19 protein-coding genes and 1 other annotated feature are annotated in these 21,452 nt (G+C 38.9%); of the genes, 5 read left to right on the top strand and 14 right to left on the bottom strand.

Features of this window, described 5'->3' with window-relative positions; genetic code table 11:
* Positions 1 to 31: 31 nt before the first annotated feature.
* The 5 genes from H0486_RS01355 to H0486_RS01335 all read right to left on the bottom strand — a co-directional run bounded on the left by H0486_RS01355 (position 32) and on the right by H0486_RS01335 (position 4,998).
* Positions 32 to 2,203, bottom strand: a complete 2,172-nt coding sequence (locus tag H0486_RS01355) for a DUF262 domain-containing protein (protein WP_228351314.1) — start codon at positions 2,201 to 2,203, stop codon at positions 32 to 34.
* 239 nt (positions 2,204 to 2,442) lie between these two features.
* Positions 2,443 to 2,646, bottom strand: coding sequence for a helix-turn-helix domain-containing protein (locus H0486_RS01350; RefSeq protein ID WP_228351313.1), 204 nt, complete (start codon positions 2,644 to 2,646; stop codon positions 2,443 to 2,445).
* Between the two features lie 722 nt (positions 2,647 to 3,368).
* Complete coding sequence (locus tag H0486_RS01345) at positions 3,369 to 3,605, bottom strand: DUF6061 family protein (protein WP_228354332.1); 237 nt, start codon at positions 3,603 to 3,605, stop codon at positions 3,369 to 3,371.
* A gap of 2 nt (positions 3,606 to 3,607) precedes the next feature.
* Entirely contained in the window at positions 3,608 to 4,768 is a 1,161-nt protein-coding gene (locus H0486_RS01340) for a site-specific integrase (protein WP_228351312.1), read from the bottom strand.
* Positions 4,769 to 4,812: 44 nt separating this feature from the next.
* Entirely contained in the window at positions 4,813 to 4,998 is a 186-nt protein-coding gene (locus H0486_RS01335) for a MerR family transcriptional regulator (protein ID WP_228351311.1), read from the bottom strand.
* A gap of 238 nt (positions 4,999 to 5,236) precedes the next feature.
* Here H0486_RS01335 and H0486_RS01330 point away from each other — a divergent pair, with 238 nt between their 5' ends.
* Entirely contained in the window at positions 5,237 to 5,677 is a 441-nt protein-coding gene (locus H0486_RS01330) for a helix-turn-helix domain-containing protein (RefSeq protein WP_228351310.1), read from the top strand.
* Between the two features lie 202 nt (positions 5,678 to 5,879).
* Here H0486_RS01330 and tuf read toward each other — a convergent pair whose 3' ends face one another.
* The 4 genes from tuf to rpsL all read right to left on the bottom strand — a co-directional run bounded on the left by tuf (position 5,880) and on the right by rpsL (position 10,807).
* Positions 5,880 to 7,073 carry an elongation factor Tu gene (gene tuf / locus H0486_RS01325; protein ID WP_228351309.1) on the bottom strand — a complete coding sequence of 398 codons (1,194 nt, stop codon included), beginning with the start codon at positions 7,071 to 7,073 and terminating at the stop codon, positions 5,880 to 5,882.
* Between the two features lie 223 nt (positions 7,074 to 7,296).
* Positions 7,297 to 9,417, bottom strand: coding sequence for an elongation factor G (gene fusA, locus H0486_RS01320; RefSeq protein WP_228351308.1), 2,121 nt, complete (start codon positions 9,415 to 9,417; stop codon positions 7,297 to 7,299).
* Between the two features lie 178 nt (positions 9,418 to 9,595).
* A complete protein-coding gene (gene rpsG / locus H0486_RS01315) occupies positions 9,596 to 10,066 on the bottom strand; it encodes a 30S ribosomal protein S7 (RefSeq protein ID WP_228351307.1) in 471 nt (156 codons plus the stop codon).
* A gap of 321 nt (positions 10,067 to 10,387) precedes the next feature.
* A complete protein-coding gene (gene rpsL / locus H0486_RS01310) occupies positions 10,388 to 10,807 on the bottom strand; it encodes a 30S ribosomal protein S12 (protein WP_228351306.1) in 420 nt (139 codons plus the stop codon).
* Between the two features lie 354 nt (positions 10,808 to 11,161).
* On the opposite strand from rpsL, the gene H0486_RS01305 reads away from it, so the two are divergent.
* Both H0486_RS01305 and H0486_RS01300 read left to right on the top strand, forming a co-directional pair.
* A complete protein-coding gene (locus tag H0486_RS01305) occupies positions 11,162 to 12,139 on the top strand; it encodes a helix-turn-helix transcriptional regulator (protein WP_228351305.1) in 978 nt (325 codons plus the stop codon).
* A gap of 152 nt (positions 12,140 to 12,291) precedes the next feature.
* Positions 12,292 to 12,541, top strand: a binding site (T-box leader).
* A gap of 85 nt (positions 12,542 to 12,626) precedes the next feature.
* Complete coding sequence (locus tag H0486_RS01300; RefSeq protein ID WP_334298899.1) at positions 12,627 to 14,009, top strand: TrpB-like pyridoxal phosphate-dependent enzyme; 1,383 nt, start codon at positions 12,627 to 12,629, stop codon at positions 14,007 to 14,009.
* A gap of 252 nt (positions 14,010 to 14,261) precedes the next feature.
* On the opposite strand, the gene H0486_RS01295 is transcribed toward H0486_RS01300, so the two are convergent.
* The 3 genes from H0486_RS01295 to H0486_RS01285 form a co-directional block, all read right to left on the bottom strand.
* Entirely contained in the window at positions 14,262 to 14,438 is a 177-nt protein-coding gene (locus H0486_RS01295; RefSeq protein WP_228351303.1) for a hypothetical protein, read from the bottom strand.
* Between the two features lie 49 nt (positions 14,439 to 14,487).
* Positions 14,488 to 15,702: an MFS transporter gene (locus H0486_RS01290; RefSeq protein WP_228351302.1), complete on the bottom strand. Its 1,215-nt coding sequence runs from the start codon at positions 15,700 to 15,702 to the stop codon at positions 14,488 to 14,490.
* 190 nt (positions 15,703 to 15,892) lie between these two features.
* Positions 15,893 to 17,278 (bottom strand): MATE family efflux transporter, encoded by a 1,386-nt coding sequence (locus H0486_RS01285; protein WP_228351301.1) that lies wholly within the window; start codon positions 17,276 to 17,278, stop codon positions 15,893 to 15,895.
* Positions 17,279 to 17,649: 371 nt separating this feature from the next.
* On the opposite strand from H0486_RS01285, the gene rpoD reads away from it, so the two are divergent.
* Complete coding sequence (gene rpoD, locus H0486_RS01280; protein WP_330594386.1) at positions 17,650 to 18,771, top strand: RNA polymerase sigma factor RpoD; 1,122 nt, start codon at positions 17,650 to 17,652, stop codon at positions 18,769 to 18,771.
* Positions 18,772 to 18,808: 37 nt separating this feature from the next.
* On the top strand, positions 18,809 to 19,519 hold the full coding sequence (locus tag H0486_RS01275; protein ID WP_228351300.1) for a lysophospholipid acyltransferase family protein: 711 nt from the start codon (positions 18,809 to 18,811) through the stop codon (positions 19,517 to 19,519).
* 204 nt (positions 19,520 to 19,723) lie between these two features.
* On the opposite strand, the gene H0486_RS01270 is transcribed toward H0486_RS01275, so the two are convergent.
* Positions 19,724 to 20,941 carry a 6-phosphofructokinase gene (locus H0486_RS01270; RefSeq protein ID WP_228351299.1) on the bottom strand — a complete coding sequence of 406 codons (1,218 nt, stop codon included), beginning with the start codon at positions 20,939 to 20,941 and terminating at the stop codon, positions 19,724 to 19,726.
* A gap of 58 nt (positions 20,942 to 20,999) precedes the next feature.
* Positions 21,000 to 21,344 carry a phenylpyruvate tautomerase MIF-related protein gene (locus H0486_RS01265; protein WP_228351298.1) on the bottom strand — a complete coding sequence of 115 codons (345 nt, stop codon included), beginning with the start codon at positions 21,342 to 21,344 and terminating at the stop codon, positions 21,000 to 21,002.
* Positions 21,345 to 21,452: the final 108 nt, after the last annotated feature.

Raw genomic sequence — 21,452 nt, 5'->3', positions numbered from 1 at the left:
CTTCATGTACCTCCAATCAAATTACGCCACTTTATATCTCACCAATCACATATTCCGAAATATCTATTTCCCGTAATACCGGTTTTGAAAGAAGCATTGTCATTTTTCCGTCTGGATTTTTGAAAATGACAATATGATAATGAGATATTTCGCCTGTTTCACTATCCACGGAAGAATTTAGCATACTCAGGTTCTGCTCAATAAATGCTCTTGGGAATCTAACAACCGAAAGTGTTTTGTTTCTACATCCCAAAATCATATACTGTTCATCACAAGATTCAATATCCTCAAATCGTTTATCACGATATCCAAACCAATATTTTTCCTTATCCCCTTGAGGATACATTTTGGAAGACACTATGGTATATCCTTTTTTATTGTCCTCCGTTTTGAAAGTTCTTCTTTTTCTAATACAGGTTATCGGTTGTTCATCAATGGCTATTTCAACACACAAATCAAGTGCTGTCATTTCATCAACAACGCTGTCATCTATTTTCTGAGTAACACTAACCTCCGGATACGGATAAATAAAACATATTTTTTCAATCAGTTCCTTGGTTCTGCTATCAATTCTTGCCATATCCCATTTATCAATTTCCATTAGTTGAAGATTCAATTTTAAATGAGCAGTTTCTTTTAACACTTCATTCTTGTAATCCCACATAAGATTTCCCATTTTACTATTGTCCTTCTTTGCGGCAAGAGTAAGATTTCCTATTCTATGTAGGTTTTCCAAATATGTTTCCATATCTGTATCCAATTCTTCCAACCATTCTTCCGTAGGTGTCTGTGGCATCAGATGCTCTATACTTAAATGACTCAAGTCAACTGGAGCCGGATTATTGTACAACTCCAATCTATCCAATACGATTCTAAGCGCCGGTCTCTTGTAAACATTAGCATTAAACAACATTTCCTTCATCTGTTTATCTGTTGGCATATAACTACCACTTGTAGAAGCCATATTTCCGACCATTTCCTGATTCAAATGTCGTAGTACATCTGTATAATCATCATTACACTTCTCCAACACCTTCTTTAACACCGTAGGAAATAGTTTAGAAATATTTTGTGAATTCATATCACATAAACTTCTACGAATCATATATGTATTGATAGCACATATTAGCATAGCTAAAACATCGATAGTAATACAGCCTTTACGATACATTCTATAGAACTCCATAACAATTGCCATCGGTAAATCTGAATTCACTTTTCTAAAATCAACAATTGCATCTTTGAGTTCTTTATCAATCTTATTTATGTCTTCATTCATAAGCAGATTAAATATTTTTGCATATTCCAATAGATCTTCAAACAAAACCTTTATATTTGTATCATGTTCCTCAATCCATTTTACAAATTCTCTATAAACATTGTTTTTGGGAACCAAATTATATGTTTTTATAGCTAAATACATTCTGAAGAACAATTCTAAGGTCTTAGAATCTACAGAAACATTATCCTCTAGTTTTTTCCAATAATCTGCATAATATTTTTCCTGTACATCACTTTGTAAATCCATCAGAAGATAATTTCTTATTAAGTCGGCCGAAGTAAGCTTTACACCAGTAGCATTTATGCTTTCAAAAATTTTTTGAGCGTTATCTTCCTCTGAAATAGGAACACACACCACATATAATTTGTCTAGTGCCATTAATATAGCATTCGCATCATAACCTTGTAATAACAGCTCATTTAAACGATTGCTAATATACTGATAATTTTTCAAAACATTTGATTCTTTATCAGTTATATCACCCATCCTATCTTCCACAATACATCTATACACATCATCATCTGACACCAAGGGTTTGAGCTTATATTTTATTTTATCATTATGATATGGATTCGTCAGGTATTGCCCCTCCAACTGCTTTACCTTTTCAGTGTCATTACAATTAACCAGCATTTGCTTTATGGCATATATAATCAAAAATGTAGTCGTTAATCTTTGCTGACCATCAATGATAGAAAACTCCCTTGAACTAAAGTCAATGGCTTTTTCAAGATAAATTATAATTCCCATAAAATGATTTTTATAATCACCTTTTAAAACACTCTGTAAATCATCAAAATATTGCTTAACTTCTCGCTCTGCCGCCCATGTGTAATTTCTTTGATACACCGGAATTACAAATTGACAACCTAAACTATTTCCTAGTAATTGTAATAACCCTGTTCTCTTTGGTTCACTCATTGCTTTCCTCCAATCATAACTACTAATTTTTAAGCTTCAAAGAATCATTAATTTTTAAGGTTTTGCGTGTCCGAAACGCTCCAGGCAAATACTCTCCATCACAAAATCTGTCTTACATCTCATTATTCGAAATAAACATTTTCCTCTCGTTCTACTAATCATCCAACTAAAAAGCTGATTCTGCTAGTAATATCTCTGCCTTATAGATTTTACAAAACATGCTGTCCAAAAATCTGGACTTACTCCTTCACATACTCCATAATATCTCCATAATCCACATCAAGTGTCTTGCAAATCTTCCCAAGCACACCTAATGTCACCTCTTCATCTCTCCGAAGCTTAGTCATTGTATTAGGTGCTATTACGGCCTGCTTCCTCAAATCCGCTTTGCTCATTTTTCTATCCACTAATAACTTCCATAATCTGTTATATGATACAGCCATAATATGCCCTCCATCATGCATCAAAAAATAACAAAATTCTATTAAACATTATATCATAAGCATTTTTTTCTTCAAGAAACTTTCGCACAACCTTGCGATGTTTTAAAAGTTCCTTCAGGCTCTTCTCAACCGCTATTTTTCGCTATTTTCCGCTATTTAATCTCTTACTTGTGCAAAACGAAATTCCACCTACTCCTTATTTGTCTCATTTCTCAATTATTCTTCTTGCATCTTCCCAGTCCTTCGCCAGATACGCACTTTGTGCCCACAAGCCCCTTGGTGCATCCGTTTAAGGTGCAAAGCCCCCTAACCCCCCGTTTCCATATAGGTGCTCCACTTTTTGGAGCCATTTCACCAAAGTTACTCCATTTTTTGGAGTACTTTTCCAAAAGGTGCTCCATATTGTGGAGCCACAATAAAATTCTCAAAATTTCTATCATCTGATAGTGCGTCACTTTTTGGAGCCACTTTTTTAATAGTGCTCCATTTATTGGCGTCACTTTCCAAAAAGTGCTCCAAAAAGTGGAGCACCTATGTATATCCAATGGGTTTTAGGGATTTTTCCTAACCAGTACAGCACTTTGCACCGGATATCCAAAATGCGTATCTAACAAAAGACACCTCTAAACTTACCTGTGTCATTTTACGGCACAGGAATACCATTTCAGCAAATAGCAAAACCGACTGGATTTCTCCAGCCGGTCCTACTCCCGCTTATCTTTCTACCACACACTCAAGTCATCCAACGCATCCAGCCACACCTGCATCTCCCCGCTAAGCATCAACCTCACATACTCCACCGGGTCATCTATCGCCAGCGCATCCATCTTCCCTTGGGAGTTTGGAGTGGTTCGAAGACCACTCTCACACTTCCCACAATCCAAACTTACAATGCAGTTAGTATCATAGTGGATAACATTCACCGTATTATTCTGCTCGTTGTAAAATCCTCTTACCATTCTCACGACCAGCCACCTGCCTTTCGAAACCGCATCTCTGATGCCATATCCACCAGATTGCTTTCAAGTTCCCCGGTAGCCTCTGCATTGAGCAAATCCGCCACCTGCTTCTGCTTATTCGGATAAAGGTGTCCATAGATATTCATGGTGGTATTCACGGAATCATGTCCCACCCGCTGAGCGATGACCAATGGCTGCATCCCTTTTTCAATCAGTAAAGCAATGTGCGAATGGCGAAGGTCATGCACACGGATAGGCTTTAGTTTCGCCTGCTCCGTCTTTTGTTTCATCTTCTTCTGAATTGCTCTGTCTGTGATAGGAAAGATACGATCCTCCGGTGTCAATCCATATTGTCTGTCCACAAAATTCTTCATCTCCTCTGCCAGAAACTTTGGAATAGTAATCTTGCGATTAGAACTCTCGGTCTTCGGTGGTGTAATATAATCTGTCTGATTTCTCCTATAATAAGTCTTGGAGATGTTCACTATTCCGTTTTCAAAATCAATATCCTGACTGGTAAGAGCCAGTAGCTCTCCTACACGGCATCCAAGCCAGAATAACATCTGAAAGATAATTCGGTACATCTCTTCATCCGAACTAAAACCTTGAATAAACTGTTCGTACTCATCTTTAGTCCAGAAATTTAACTCCTTAGCATTCGGACGCCCCATTTTATCCACCTTCTTGCAGGGATTGTCCTTCAGATCATAGAACTTCTCTGCGTGGTTAAAAAGTGCTGTCATCTGATTCTGAATCATCCTCAGATACGTTGGCTTATAATCCTGATTCAGAAGTGCGTTCTGCCACTTGATGATATCCACCGCAGTAATCTCATTCATCTGTTTCTCACCAAAGTAAGGAATGATCTTGGTTTCAAATAATGTCCGCTTCGTCATTATGGAACGTTCCTTCAGTCTCGGTGCCTTATCCTCAAAATACACTTCCACAAAGGAAGCAAACTTCATGTCCATTCTGGCACTCTGCTTCTGTAAAAAATCACGTTCCCACTGTTGGGCATCCTTCTTGGTAGCAAATCCACGTTTCATCTTTGACTTACTCTCTCCAAGCCAATCCTTATAGTTGCACTTACAAAACCAAGTGTTTCGTTTCTCGTCCTTATAAACCGGCATACTCATTACCTCTCTTTCTTGTAGTTGCCACACCCGGAATTACTCCGGATATGGCTTATTCAGTTATCAAAGTTCATCTATTGCGCTTCGCCATATCCGTAGCACTTCTTCTCAAAGTAGGCTCTCGGAATGGAACCTGCCTTGGTAAAATAACCCTGCGCTTTCAGTTCCTTATTCCATCCACGAATAACTGCGTAAGCGGTTGATTCTGCAATTCCCAGAAGTTCAGCAACTTCCTTAGCAGATAAATAGCGTTTCGTCATACTCCTTCCTCCTTTCCACTAAAACTTATGTATGCTCTTGCACATGGCACTCACCTCACGCTACTAAATTAGTAACTACATTGTTACTGTTTGTGTTTTGATTATACAGTAACTTTTTCGTTTCTGTCAATAGGTTGGCGAAAAAGTTATTTTTATTTCTATTTGCCATACAGTAACATTTATGTTATTGTATTATCAGAAATGTTATTGTTACTATGTAATTGGAAGGAGTTACACGATGGCTATTGGTGAACGAATAAAGCGAATCAGAAATTTCCGCAAATTAACACAGGCACAGCTTGGCGAAGCTGTGGGATTATCCGACGTGCGAATCCGTCAGTACGAAATCGGCAACCGAACACCCAAGGAAGAAATGATACAGGAGCTTGCAAAAGCTTTAGACTGTAATTACCGCTCCATCTACGAGCCTTCCCTCTACGCAGCGGAAGATGTGATGTATGCTCTCTTTGAATTGGATGAGCACTACAATATGCCCCTCTACGAAGTTGCAAATCCCGAAGACCCTACTGAGAAACATATCGCTGTTGGTTTCGATTATTCTTTACTGGATGATTTCCTGAATACCTGGAAAAAGAAAAAAGAGGACTTAGCCTCCGGTAAAATTACCAAAGAAGAGTATTTTGAATGGAAGATTAACTGGCCTCACAAAGAAGATTAGGTCCGCACAGTGCGTACAACACCGAGATTCCTGTTTTTTACAACGTGTATCACACGCGTATCACAAGCCCATTTTGAGTGAAGAACTTGAAAAGGGCTTTTTCTTTGTTCGTTAATCTTCTCTAAACAAAAGAAAACCGCAACTCCTCATAAAATGAGGAATTGCGGCTTGTATTTAAGTTTCTATGATACGAAATCAGAGATTACTCAATAATTGTAGCTACTTTACCTGAACCAACGGTTCTACCACCCTCACGGATAGCGAAGCCTAAACCTTGCTCCATAGCGATCGGATGAATTAATTCAATGCTCATCTCGATGTTATCGCCAGGCATACACATCTCTACACCATCAGGAAGGTTGCAAACACCAGTTACGTCAGTTGTTCTGAAGTAGAACTGAGGTCTGTAGTTGTTGAAGAAAGGAGTATGACGTCCACCTTCTTCTTTTGTTAATACGTATACCTGTGCTGTAAATTTCTTATGGCATGTTACAGAACCGGGTTTAGTGAGAACCTGTCCTCTTTCGATTTCATTTCTCTGTACACCACGAAGAAGTGCACCAATATTATCACCAGCCTGAGCCTCATCAAGAAGCTTTCTGAACATCTCGATACCAGTTACAACAACCTTACGAGTCTCTTCTTTAATACCAACGATTTCAACTTCTTCAGATACATGAAGAACACCACGTTCTACACGGCCAGTAGCAACTGTACCACGACCAGTAATAGAGAATACGTCTTCCACAGGCATTAAGAAAGGCTTATCTGTCTCTCTCTGAGGATCCGGAATCCATGAATCAACTGCATCAAATAACTCAAGGATCTTATCACCCCAAGGGCTGTTAGGATCTTCAAGAGCCTTTAAAGCAGAACCTTGGATGATAGGAGTATCATCACCAGGGAACTCATACTCATTTAATAAATCTCTAACTTCCATCTCAACTAACTCAAGAAGTTCAGGATCGTCAACCATATCACATTTGTTCATGAATACTACGATATAAGGAACACCTACCTGACGGGAAAGTAAGATGTGCTCTTTTGTCTGAGCCATAACACCGTCAGTAGCAGCTACAACAAGGATAGCACCATCCATCTGTGCTGCACCAGTGATCATGTTCTTTACATAGTCAGCATGTCCTGGACAGTCAACGTGAGCGTAGTGTCTTTTCTTTGACTCATACTCAACGTGAGCTGTAGATATTGTGATTCCTCTTGCTTTCTCCTCTGGAGCCTTATCGATCTGATCGAATGCTATTACTTCACCGGTTCCAAGTCTTGCATTAAGAGTCTTAGTAATTGCTGCTGTAAGAGTTGTCTTACCATGGTCTACGTGACCGATAGTACCGATATTACAATGCGGTTTACTTCTTTCAAATTTAGCCTTTGCCATTTGAAACGTCCTCCTTTAATAAATAATGCTTATTAGCAAATGATTTTATGCCCATTAAGATTTTGTATAGGGCTTGGTTATATATTGCCTCATATGCCTAATTATATTTCAACTTAGAAATATTTTCAAGCACAAACAACTGATATATTCACTTTTTTAAAGTGTTTTAAGCAATTGAACTAAATACCAGTTCAAGTCGCTTATTTTGTAATACTATCAATGATTACTTTCCAGCCTTAGCGGATAATACTTTCTCCTGTACGTTCTTCGGAACCGGTTCATAGGATGCAAAGAACATGGAGTATGCACCACGACCCTGAGTCTTAGAACGAAGAGAGGTTGCGTATCCGAACATCTCGGACAACGGAACAAAACCACGAATTAATTTTGATCCATTAATATCCTCAGATCCTTCGATACGACCACGACGGGAGCTGATATCACCGATAACATCACCCATGTATTCCTCTGGAACAGTTACTTCAACTCTCATGATAGGCTCAAGCAATACTGCGCCTGCCTTATGCATAGCATCCTTGAATGCCATAGAACCCGCAATCTTGAACGCCATTTCACTGGAGTCAACTTCATGGTAAGAACCATCAAAGCAGATCGCTCTAATACCAAGTACAGGATAACCACCCAGCACACCGGCTTTGGATGCTTCCTGAATACCAGCATCTACAGCAGGGATGTATTCCTTCGGAATAGCACCACCGGTTATTTCATTAACAAACTCATAGGTCTTCTCCGCATTGGCATCCATAGGCTCGAAGCGAACCTTACAATGACCGTACTGACCACGACCACCGGACTGCTTCGCATACTTACTGTCAACCTCAACGGTCTTAGTGAAGCTTTCTTTGTATGCAACCTGAGGAGCACCAACATTAGCTTCTACTTTGAACTCACGAAGAAGTCTGTCAACAATAATTTCAAGGTGTAACTCACCCATACCTGCGATAATTGTCTGACCTGTTTCTTCATTTGTATAGGTTCTGAATGTAGGATCCTCTTCAGCAAGCTTTGCTAAAGCTTCACCCATCTTATCCTGACCAGCTTTTGTCTTAGGCTCGATTGCTACGTTGATAACCGGCTCAGGGAATTCCATGGATTCAAGCACTACAGGGTGCTTTTCATCACAAATGGTATCACCAGTGGTTGTAACCTTCAAACCAACTGCAGCTGCGATATCTCCAGAATATACTTTTTCCAAGTCTTCTCTTTTATTCGCATGCATCTGAAGAATACGTCCTACACGTTCCTTCTTATTCTTAGTAGAGTTTAATACATAAGAACCGGAATTTAATGTACCGGAATACACACGGAAGAATGCAAGCTTTCCAACGAAGGGGTCAGCCATAATCTTAAATGCCAAAGCTGCAAAAGGTTCATCATCAGAGGATTTTCTATGAACTTCATTACCATCCTCATCCACACCCTTGATATCTTCAATATCTGTAGGAGCAGGCATATATTCAATAATTGCATCCAGTAACTTCTGAACACCTTTATTTCTATATGCAGAACCGCAAAGTACAGGGATAATCTGAACACTGATTGTAGCTCTTCTTAAGGCAGCCTTTAATTCTTCTGTTGTAGGCTCTTCACCCTCTAAGTATTTCTCAATCAGATCATCATCTGTCTCGCAGATGGACTCAATCATAGCTGCTCTGTATTCTTCAGCAAGATCCTTCATATCATCAGGAATATCTGTGATAGAAATGTCTTCCCCTTTATCATCATTGTAATAGTAAGCTTTCATTTCGAACAAATCGATGATGCCCTTGAAGGTATCCTCTTTACCGATTGGTAACTGTAACGCAACCGGGTTCTTTCCTAATCTTGTTCGAATCATCTTTATTACATTGAAAAAGTCCGCACCAGAAATGTCCATCTTATTAACAAAAGCCATTCTAGGTACGTTATACTTATCTGCCTGACGCCAAACCGTCTCAGACTGTGGCTCAACACCACCTTTGGCACAGAATACACCTACCGCACTATCAAGTACACGTAAGGAACGCTCAACCTCAACAGTAAAGTCAACGTGACCTGGTGTATCGATAATATTAATACGATGCTCTAACGCATCGGGGATTTTTTTGTGCTCAAATTCTTGGGTCCAATGACATGTAGTCGCCGCTGATGTGATGGTAATACCTCTTTCCTGTTCCTGCTCCATCCAGTCCATGGTTGCAGTACCCTCGTGAGTATCACCGATTTTGTAGTTAACACCGGTATAGTACAGGATACGTTCGGTAAGTGTTGTCTTACCCGCATCGATATGTGCCATAATACCGATATTTCTAGTTCTCTCTAACGGATATTCTCTTCCTGCCAAGGATAATTCCTCCTTAATCTTGTACAAGTGAATTCTCAACAAGTGAATTCGTAAATTCACTTGTATCAATTCAACTACTGTAAACAAAGAATGAAATAAATCAATTCTCTATAGTATGAACAAAATGTTCATATTTCATGTGTTCCATGGTAGAAAGACATGCTATGATAATGCTATTTTACCATCTGTAATGTGCAAATGCCTTGTTAGACTCTGCCATCTTATGCATATCTTCTTTTCTTTTTACAGATGCACCAGTATTATTTGCAGCATCCATAATTTCATTCGCAAGTCTCTCCTGCATCGTCTTCTCGCCTCTCTTACGAGTAAACATGGTAATCCAACGAAGTGCAAGCGCTTGTCTTCTATCCGGTCTAACCTCGATCGGAACCTGATAGGTAGCACCACCGATACGTCTTGCTTTTACTTCAAGTACTGGCATAATATTGTTTAATGCCTCTTCAAATACTTCAACGGCATCCTTACCGGTTTTTTCAGCCACTCTTTCAAATGCTCCGTATACAATTTTTTGTGCAACACCCTTCTTACCATCTAACATAATGTTATTGATAAGCTTAGTAACAACCTTATTATTGTATACCGGATCTGCCAAAACATCTCTTTTTTGTATATGACCTTTTCTTGGCACGTTTCTTCCCTCCTTAACTATGCTTGACCAATAGCTATTATCAGCCAATCAATTAATTCTACGGTACTCACAAACAAGAGTACGTTCTTTTTATCCATATCTGTATACGGTCTCAAGAATATCCCCTTGCTTTTAATGGCCGGAATTACTCCTATTCCATTTACTTGTGATCGTGCTCAGTTTAACTTAATTTTCCTATAATATGGTAATGAATTAGTTGTCTAATTCTTTTTCTCATATCTGAACAATCTGTAACCCACAGAAATACAAATTATACGGAAATAAAAAATTAATCCGGCACTTAACTATTCATAGTAATTATTATTTAGCGTCTTTCGGTCTCTTTGCACCGTACTTAGAACGTGCCTGTTTTCTCTTAGCAACGCCTGCTGTATCAAGTGTACCTCTGACAACGTGATAACGAGTACCAGGTAAGTCCTTTACTCTACCACCTCTTATCAGAACAACGCTATGCTCCTGAAGGTTGTGACCTTCGCCTGGGATATAACTTGTTACTTCGATACCGTTTGACAGACGAACTCTGGCAATCTTACGAAGTGCTGAATTAGGCTTCTTAGGAGTTGCTGTTCTAACTGCTGTACATACACCTCTTTTTTGAGGAGAGGAAATGTCGGTTGCTCTCTTATTTAAGGAGTTAAAACCTTTCTGTAAAGCAGGAGAATTTGATTTCTTCTCAACTGTCTGTCTACCTTTTCTTACTAGCTGGTTAAATGTGGGCATTAATTTTTCACCTCCTGAAAATTATTAGAATAACATCGAATTCTGTGGTTTTTTGCTATCATTCATTGATCCTATATAAGCATCAACAAAATGCGCATAAAAAATACATAGCATGCAGAAAACTGCACGCTAGATGATTATACTTTTTTGTTTTATAGTTGTCAAGGGATTTTTTGTGATTTTTCATGCAAAAATTACTGTTTGTAACAGTTCTACATTGCTTGGATAACTTTTTGTAAATCTTGAATAATTTATCCTCTTATAGTAAGATAAATACATTAATAATAAGGATATAACTGGTTAGCATAGATCGTTAACATAACATTAACATTTTTGTGGGGAGATGAAGAAATTATGAAAGATATGGCTCAGACCGAACGACAGATTTTTATCTTATTACTGCTATCGGAAAACAAACGTGGATATACCATAAATGATATTCATGCATCATTGGAAAAATGGAATGTTATCGTAGACAAAAAAACCATAAGCAGAGATATTGACAGCTTGTCTGGAATTTGCTTTATATCAGAAGAGGAGCGGAATGGAAAGATCTACTACACGGCTGATAAATTTCGTCTTCGAGATATTACCTTTACCTCTCCTGAGCTGATTTCACTGGCTTTTCTGCTTGAGCTTTTAAAACCATATCAATATATGACCATGGGAAAGACAGCTCAGGAATTGATTCATAAACTTCTAGATAACACTACGAATCTAAACAGAGAATTTATTAAGCACTTTACCGGTCTGGTTACCATTAATACGAATGATTATATCACGGATGAAGTTAATCCAGAAATAGAGGAGCGATTACAGTCGGCAATTCGAAATAAAACCAAGGTTCGAATCATATATCACAGCTTTGGTGCGGACGAGGATACCATTCGAATTATTCATCCCTATGAGTTGCTGATTAACGATGGTGCCTTAAGTGTTGTTGGCTTTTGTGAATTACGAAATGATATTCGTGATTTTCGTGTTTCCCGGATCAAAGCCATTACTGTTCTGGAGGATACCTTCACTGTTTTAGAGAGTTATTATGAGACAAGATCACGAAACAAATTCATCCATTTGTCAGGGACTGTAACGGAGCCAATCATAATTGCCTTTGACGGACCCACAGCAAAATATGTACGTGAGTACGAGGCGGATCTGGCAGATGAAATTACAGAAACCGAAAACGGAATTACTTTTATGAGGAATACCGCTGTTACCGATGAGCTGGTTCGTTGGATTCTTCAGTATGGTTCTGGCGCAAAGGTATTAAATCCACCTCATTTGAAAGAAAAGATTAAGGAAGAGCTCCAAAAAAGCCTGCAGCAATATTAAGGAATATCATATATAAGGAAAATCATAATATTGAATTCATAATTAAAGTGTCAAAAGTCTGATTCATAATAATCGTATAGCGAGAACATTAGATAAATTTGAAAACATTTGACATTTTATTGTAATCTGTATATAATATAACAATCAATTAGTAAAAACCGATGAGTAAGAATAGTAGTTATACCGGATATTTCAGAGAGCTGCCGACGGTGGGAACGCAGTAGTGAAGGTGTAGTGAATGGACTTACGAGGGTGGGAAGAACGACAGTATGTCTAGTAATGCCCAACGGAATCTCCATCCGTTATTAAGGGAGCATATATGATAGTATATGGAATGAGCGGGTGCGAATGCACCAAACCGGGTGGTACCGCAGAAGTTGAGATTAGGCTTTTGTCCCAGTAATTACTGAGACAGAAGCTTTTTTTATACCTAAATATAAGCAAGCATTAACAACACTTATTGAATCTAATTATGAAGGGAGAATTTATAATGCCAAAAAAAGTTCCACACAGACTATATCTGACAGAGGATCAGATGCCTAAGCAATGGTATAATCTAAGAGCTGATATGAAGGAGCAGCCAGCTCCAATACTAAATCCCGGTACACTTCAACCTGCTACGGTCGAAGAATTATATCCTGTCTTCTGTGAGAAGCTAGCACAGCAGGAAATGGACAGCACGACCCGATATATTGATATTCCTGAGGAAATTCAGGATTTTTATAAGATGTATCGTCCCTCTCCGCTGATTCGTGCCTATAATTTAGAAAAGGCTTTAGGAACCCCAGCAAAAATCTACTACAAGTTCGAAGGTAACAATACCTCTGGAAGCCATAAGCTTAATTCCGCTATTGCACAAGCATACTATGCCAAAGAGCAGGGCTTGACCAGCTTAACAACAGAAACCGGCGCCGGTCAATGGGGTACTGCTTTATCAGAAGCTTGTTCCTATTATAAGCTTCCCTTAACAGTGTATATGGTTAAGGTATCGTACGAGCAGAAGCCTTTCCGCAAATCTGTTATGCAAACCTTTGATGCAGAAATTATCCCCAGCCCCAGCAATACGACTAAGGTGGGTCAAATGATTCTGTCACAGGATCCTAACACCGGAGGAAGTCTGGGTTGTGCCATTTCCGAAGCTGTTGAGAAGGCGGTTACCACGGAGAATTGTCGATATGTATTAGGCTCAGTATTAAATCAGGTTCTATTACATCAATCCATCATTGGATTAGAATCAAAAATGGCTATGGAGATATTAGATGAATATCCGGATATCGTTATTGGCTGTGCCGGAGGCGGCTCTAATCTAGGAGGTTTAATTGCTCCATTTATGCAGGACAAATTACTGGGCAAGGCTAACCCACGTATTATTGCTGTGGAACCTGCTTCCTGTCCATCACTGACTCGCGGACGCTACGCATATGATTTCTGTGATACGGGAAGAGTTACTCCTCTCGCAAAAATGTATACCCTAGGTTGTGATTTTATGCCTTCTGCAAATCACGCTGGCGGACTAAGATACCATGGTATGTCACCTATTCTATCCAAGCTTTATCATGACGGCTACATGGAGGCAATTGCAGTTGAACAGACCAAGGTATTTGAGGCTGCCGTATTCTTTGCAAAACAGGAAACTATTCTTCCTGCTCCTGAATCAGCTCACGCAATCCGTGGTGCAATTGATGAAGCATTAAAATGTAAAGAGACCGGTGAAGCAAAGACTATTCTCTTTGGTCTGACCGGTACCGGATACTTTGATATGACTGCATATAATGCTTATTTAAACGGAACTATGACGGATTATATTCCAACGGATGAGGATCTCCAGAAAGGATTTGAGAGATTACCAAAGATACCGGGAATACAATAGATTTGTCTATGATAGGACTGTCGCATTATGTATATTAAGTGATAATCACTTACCTCACACACAGACGGAAGTACATATTACTGATTTTGTATGCCTCAGTCGAATAGGAATATTCGCCTGAGACATACAAAATTCAGCAATAGGTTCTTCCGACAGTGCATTATGGTAAGTGATTATGACTACTGCCGCATAATGCGGCAGTCCTTAAAGAAAATTCATAGTTTTAGGTCAACTCTCTCTCAATCAGAGTTATTATTCTTCTGTTATCTCTTCTTCTGTCTCTTCTTCCTTTTTATCATAATAATTCGTACAATTTCCGCAATTATTTCCTATCTCAAAACCCTTTTTAATAGGTGATAACAGAAATCCAACCACTACGCCGAATAAAAAGCCACAGATAACTGGTAATGCTTTTTCTGATTTTTTCATTACCCCATCCTCCTTGCCGATATTGATAAAGCTATAACTGTATACTTGTTTATATTTCTCGGTGAAATATACTCGATTTGCTATAGAATAGATACAATGCCCCTAGTACCAAAGTCCAAAACACAATATAGACTCCACACCATACAAGTCCTCCATGAAGGTCGGTCCGTGTTAATAAGAACCCAAAAAGTCCATAGCATATCATTCCATACAAATTCTGAGATAGAGAGATCAACGAATGCACTGTGGATCTTCCCTCTGCTTCAATCTTCTGTTGAACATAATCTTCCTGCATAACGCTTCCTGCTGCCATGATAAGATAATACAAACCATAAAGCACCATAATTCCAAAATGTCGAACAAGTCCTGCAATAATCAGAAGCCCTGCTGCTACCATACATAACGAGCCCACCTGGTACATAATATCCTTCATGCGAAATATCTTTTCAATCATGGTTCTCAGACCATGAGCCATATAGCTTCCAAAGGCAATTAACGCAAAACGAATTGCAGTCCAAATACCGATTGCGCTGACTGTTAAACCGTATTCCTTGGCAATCAACTGATCATATTCATCTAAAATACCTGCAGTAGTGATTACCAGCAATGTCATCAATGTAAAGAGCATGATTTCCTTATTATGTAATAGAAATCCCAATGCATTGCGAAGTGTTGCATCCTCCTTCTCTTCACTTAATTCTTGCAATCGTTCCCTATAAAGATTCTTTTCCTGAAAAGCAAGGGCTACCGTTCCCGAAAGAATTCCACTTATAATGGACAAGAGTAATGCTGCCTCAAAACCAAAGCCTTTTCCAATCACGCCTCCAATAATAGAGGCGGCAATCGTACTTACCCCTGAGATAAAACGTCCCTTCCCAAGAACCTTATCATAGCTATCTTCCTGTCCGTCTGTTTTCAAAGAATCATAAAGCAGTGCTTCTTCCGAACCTGATGCAAAGCTTCCTCCAACACCCCAAAGGATAAATCCTATTGCATAAAGCAAAAATCCCTCGGAGAAAAACCAAAAAAGGTAGCAAAGTGCCTTAAGAATCGCACCCAGCACGATCAGGTTCTTCCGGCTCCATCGATCGGCAAGAATTCCTGACGGAATTTCTAGTACAATTCCTGGAAGTGACCAAATGGCAAGTAACAGAGATATCTGCGTTACTGTTAACCCCTTACTTTCAAACAGTAATAAGTAAAGTGGGTATATCGGCATTAATTCATTAAATAACTGATATAAGTAATATTTTTTACGATTCATAGCTCCTCCATAAAAATAATATTGTAGAATAATATCCAAATTTATGGCGGTCCTCGTACTTGGTATTACTGGCCAGTATCAAACCATAATTTCATATTGGTATCTCCTTCCTCTTTTTATTTTTGAATTTATAATATTACGTAAGCTCGTAGCTATTAATCGTTATATATTCTTGTTCTGGACCCATTTATCATTGTTGTTCCTTCTTCAATATATAATTTATTCTTCTTATTTCTATTAATAGAAAACTTAATGTTATTGAAAATGATATAAAATCGGAAATTGGTGCAGAGTACAAAATACCTTTTAGGCCGAAAAAGTTCGGTAGGATTAATATCATGGGTATCAGTACCAACATCTGCCTTGTCATAGTTAGCAGAAGAGATATCTTAGGCTTTCCGATTGCTTGAAAATAAAGAGAGCCTATAATCTGTGTACCAATGACCGGGAGCAATAGCATCCATATCTTTATTGCCATGGTGCCGAAGCTACGAAATTCTTCCTCCTTGCCAAAAGCTCCAATTAAAATCCCTGGAATTAATCTAGTGGCCGTAAAGCCCAATACGGCTATAACGGTTGCTGCAAGAATTGCTTTACCCAATGTTTCCTTTATTCTTCGATAGTTTCCCGCTCCACGATTATATCCAATAATCGGTTGGGCACCATGACTGATACCGATTGTTGGCAATACCATCAGCTGTTGAAGACTATTAATTGCCCCCATTCCTCCAATGGCCACATCCCCGCCATAATAGCGAAGTCGATTATTAAGAATCAAATTTAATAAGCTTCCGCTGATTTGATTAACAAAAGATGGAACACCTGCCATGGCTATGTTTTTTATCAGTCCAAGCTGTAATCTCATATTCCTTAAGCGCAGTTTCATATTGCTTCTCTTTGTAATGAAATAGGTAATTCCCCATAACGCTGATAACCCTTGTCCTCCTATGGTAGCAAGTGCCGCGCCCGTCATACCCATATCAAATATATAAATAAATATATAGTCAAACATAATGTTAAATCCCGCACCGATAAACATGGAAATCATGGCTGATTTGGGGCTTCCATCCGCTCTCATAAAATGATTACAGCCTACTGAAGGTCCCTGTAGAATGGATGCATATAATATGATCCTCATATATTCCATTGCATAGGGCATACTTTCATCACTGGCACCAAACAATGTAAGCAACCCTTTTAGATTCCACAACGCAATGACCATAAATAAAAATGAGGTTAGAAAAATCATCGCGATCGCATTTCCTAGAATCTTTTCCGCTCCTTCACGATCCTTCTCACCCAGGTGTATTGAAAATAGAGCCGCTCCTCCAGCACCAAACATCAATGCAATTCCCATCATAATCATCATAATGGGAAAGGATACCGTTAAGGCTGTTAATCCCATGGAAGCGATTCCTTTGGCATTACCGATAAACATTCGATCTACAATATTATAAAGTGCATTAACAAGCATTCCTATGGTTGCTGGCACTGAAAATTCAATTAGTAATGCTCCTACCTTCTTGGTTCCTAATCTGTCATGGGTGCTTTTACGATTCAGTACGTCTTCTGTCATTGTAGTATCCTTCCTAAATATAGCAAACTTTTCATTTCGTAGTCAATCGTTTCTATGTGCATTATTTCAAGATACGCTTGAACTATACATTCTATCATAGACTATTTTCATAAAGATTACCATTCTTTCTTCCAAGATGCAAATTTTTTCACATATGTTTCATACAATATACATTACTTTTCAGACAAAGTCGGATTCATCACAGATGAAACCAGAGATTGTTCTGTATTAGCATATTCGCGCTTGTCAGTATATCATGATTATAATTTTGTCAGTATATCATGATTATAATTTCATATATCATTCTTCCTTATTCTATGATATAATATTAGTTAGTGCAGTTTTCTAATTGGAATATGGGGGATACATAGATGAGCGATCAAATGAATCATGATGTACTTGAGGACAAGTTTAAGGAGCTTCTTGCCTTAGCAAATCAGAAGAAGGGTATTATTGAAGTTGACAGAGTAAATACTCTTATTAATGAACTAAATCTCGAAAACACACAAATTGATAAGATTTATGAAAGGCTGGAAGCATATAATATTGTAGTTCTTAGTAACAGTGATGAAGACGAGCCGGACGAAGAGTTATTATTAGAAATCGAGGAAGAACCGGAAGATGCTCAATCTGATGTAGAAGCACTTACTCATAGTTATTCCATGAGCGATGATCCTGTTCATCAATATTTAAAAGAGATTGGTAATTATCCCCTTTTAACTATGGCTGACGAAGTAGAACTTGCTAAAAAAATAGATGAAGGAGATGAAATGGCTAAGCAGCTACTGGCCGAATCCAATCTGCGTCTTGTAGTCAGCATTGCCAAACGTTATGTGGGCAGAGGCCTATCATTTCTTGATTTAATACAGGAAGGGAATCTTGGTCTGATTAAAGCAGTTGAGAAATTCGACTATACAAAGGGTTATAAATTCAGTACTTATGCTACCTGGTGGATTCGTCAGGCAATCACCAGATCCATTGCAGATCAGTCAAGAACCATTCGTATCCCTGTTCATATGTCTGAAGTAATTAATAAAACGTATCGCGTCTCAAGAAATCTTCTTCAAGAGTTGGGTCGAGAACCCAGCGAACAGGAGCTTGCTGATGCTATGAATATCTCAGTTGAAAAGGTAAGAGAAATTCTCAAGGTATCTGCTGATCCGATTTCACTTGATACACCCATCGGAGAAGAGGATGATAGTCATCTTGGCGATTTTATTCGGGATGACACGGTAATGGGTCCTGAAGATGCGGCTTCTTACTCTATTTTGAAGGATCAGATCACAAGACTTTTAGATACCTTAACCGATCGTGAACAGCGCGTATTGATCCTGCGTTTTGGATTAATGGATGGAAGAAGCAGAACATTGGAAGAAGTGGGCAAGGAATTTAACGTTACCCGAGAACGAATTCGTCAGATCGAAGCTAAGGCTTTAAGAAAGTTAAGGCATCCTAGCCGAGCTAAAATGTTAAAGGGCTTTGAGCTCATCTAACGATACATCATATTACTAGAACTTTGGGAGGCATTTGATGAAACGAATTGCGTTAATGGTCCTTCGTAGTTTATTTAATCTACCTTTCTGGTTTTTTCGTATTTTCCAATTATGTAACATTAAAAAATACGATGCCGCGACCCGGTATGCCTATCTTCACCGGCTTGTACCAATTGTAAATCGTCGGGGCAGGATTAAAATTGAATGTCATGGAATTGAAAATCTACCAAAAGAAAACGGTTATATCATGTTTCCGAACCATCAGGGTCTCTTTGATGCTCTGGCATTTCTTGAAACCCATGAAAGGCCCTTCGTCACTGTAATGAAAAAGGAAGTCAAGGATACCATCCTGCTCAAGCAAATTATACAGATCTTGCAGGCTGAGGTCATAGACCGGGAGGATATACGACAATCCATGCAAGTCATAATGAACATGACCCGCAGAGTGAAGGAAGGCGAAAACTTTATTATATTTGCAGAAGGTACCCGGTCTCGCAACGGTAATCAGCTGTTGGAATTTAAGGGTGGCAGCTTTAAAAGTGCTATGAATGCAAAATGTCCCATAGTACCGGTTGCTCTTGTGGACTCCTTTAAAGCATTTGATACGAATTCTATTAAAAAACAAACCGTTCAAATCCACTATATGGAGCCCCTATACTATGATGATTATAAAGGAATGAAATCCACCGAGGTCGCTGAACTGGTAGCCTCAAGAATTCAGCAAAAGGTAAATGAAAATATTAGATAGTAAACGAAAGCTTGTTTCTATAATAGATTAGGGTGCCAAAAGTTAACAACTACTATTCGTGCATATATATTCAAATGGCGAAGACCGGCCCAAGCGATCAATATATGAAAATAACAGATACAATAATCCCGCTTGAAGGTAAGGCAAGTCCAGATGAATATATGCATGAATAATATTTGTTACCTTTTGACACCCTATTCCCTATTATAAACTGAATTGACGGGGAATCCCATTTTGGTATTTCAAGTTAATTTCTCCCTGTATCAAGGGAAGGAGATAATCAATCATATCCGATGTCACATCATGGTCATCCGGTGTAATCCAATCTATGGGGACCGTCTTCTCCTTATTGGCTACCTGATGAACCGGAACCGAATCAAACTCCACCCGATAGGGCTTATTTGATATTCTTTTTATCACCGACATTTTACCGGTTTCTCCGTCTAGTGCGCAGGCGAGCGCTTTTTGGCCAAGCATCATTGCTTCCATGATATCTGTTTCGCTGGCCAGATGCGATGCAGAACGTTGCATCAGACTTAACTCGATGGAACGGACCTTACATCCGATTTCTGTCCGTACCAGCTGTTCTAATGCTCTTGCTGCACCTGCAATGTATTTATGTCCGAAGATATCCACCGTGCCGCTGGATATTGTATCTGATACATAGGCACCGCTCCCATCCCTTATACCTTCACTGACCGCAATCAGAATTCCACTCTTTTGGGATAGCTTCTCCCTGACATCATGAATAAAACGTTTATAGTCAAACTCCTTCTCACATAGATAGATTAAGTCCACCCCTGCTCCACCATTCATTCTGGAAAGCACTGCAGAAGCAGTTAACCATCCAGCATTCCGCCCCATAATTTCGACAATGGTGACTGCAGGAATATCGTATGCTCCGATATCGCAAGCCAGCTCTTTTATGGTTGATGCAATATATTTCGCCGCGGATCCAAAGCCAGGGCTATGATCCGTCATATGCAAATCATTATCAATGGTTTTCGGAGCCCCCATAATCTTAATATCATGGTTATTTTCTATACAGTACTCAGAAAGCTTATGAACGGTGTCCATAGAATCATTTCCACCAATGTAAATGAAAAATTTGATTTCATATTTCTTAAGCGTCGTTATTATTTTATGATAGGTTTCTTCATCCTGATGACATTCCTTCAACTTATATCTGCAGGTTCCTAATATTGAGGATGGGGTACAAGTAAGCAGGTCCAGTGCTCCGGTATCCATCAGTATATCATTTAGGTTAATCAAGTGATCCTTGATGACACCTTCTATTCCATTCTTCGCACCAAAAACCTGATCAATTTTACCACTGGCACGAACCCCATGCAGAACTCCTGACAATGTCGCATTAATTGCTGCTGTAGGCCCACCGGACTGTGCCACCAATAAGTTATTCATTAACATCCTCCTTCAAATGTGTTTCCATTATCACTTCTGATCCTATTCGTCGCATATATTAAAAGTTATTCCCATTATAGCCCCAGTATTTTGTTTCTTCATATCGTACATATATTTGATTCGGAGCAATATCCAATTCATTTGCTATAATTGAAGTAAGCTCAGCAGTCAGCTTTTGGTAGGCTTCCTTCGTGGATGCACCAAATAATTTTACTTCTACAAATGCGATGGGCTTATCCGTTTTGCCTCTAAAATAAAGAGAAGCTTGATCCTCAAAGGATACCATTAGCCAATCTTCACTTTTCCCGGGAATTAGTTCAATTGCTTTTCCTATTTCTTGTTTCAGTAATTCTTCCTTTTCCTTTGAAATCTCAATATTAGTTCTGGTATTAATATAAGGCATAACTCTACTCCTTCCTGCTACAATATATGAAATGTTAATGTGTCTGGCAGCCAGCCCGGTCAATATCCGTCTGTTTTTAAAAACAGACGTTATCATTTCCTACCGGAA

The sequence above is a fragment of the Variimorphobacter saccharofermentans genome, from assembly GCF_014174405.1.
GTDB lineage: Bacteria > Bacillota > Clostridia > Lachnospirales > Lachnospiraceae > Mobilitalea > Mobilitalea saccharofermentans.
The sequence above is the reverse complement of the archived record's forward strand: the minus strand, read 5'-3'. Positions and strand labels throughout refer to the sequence as shown.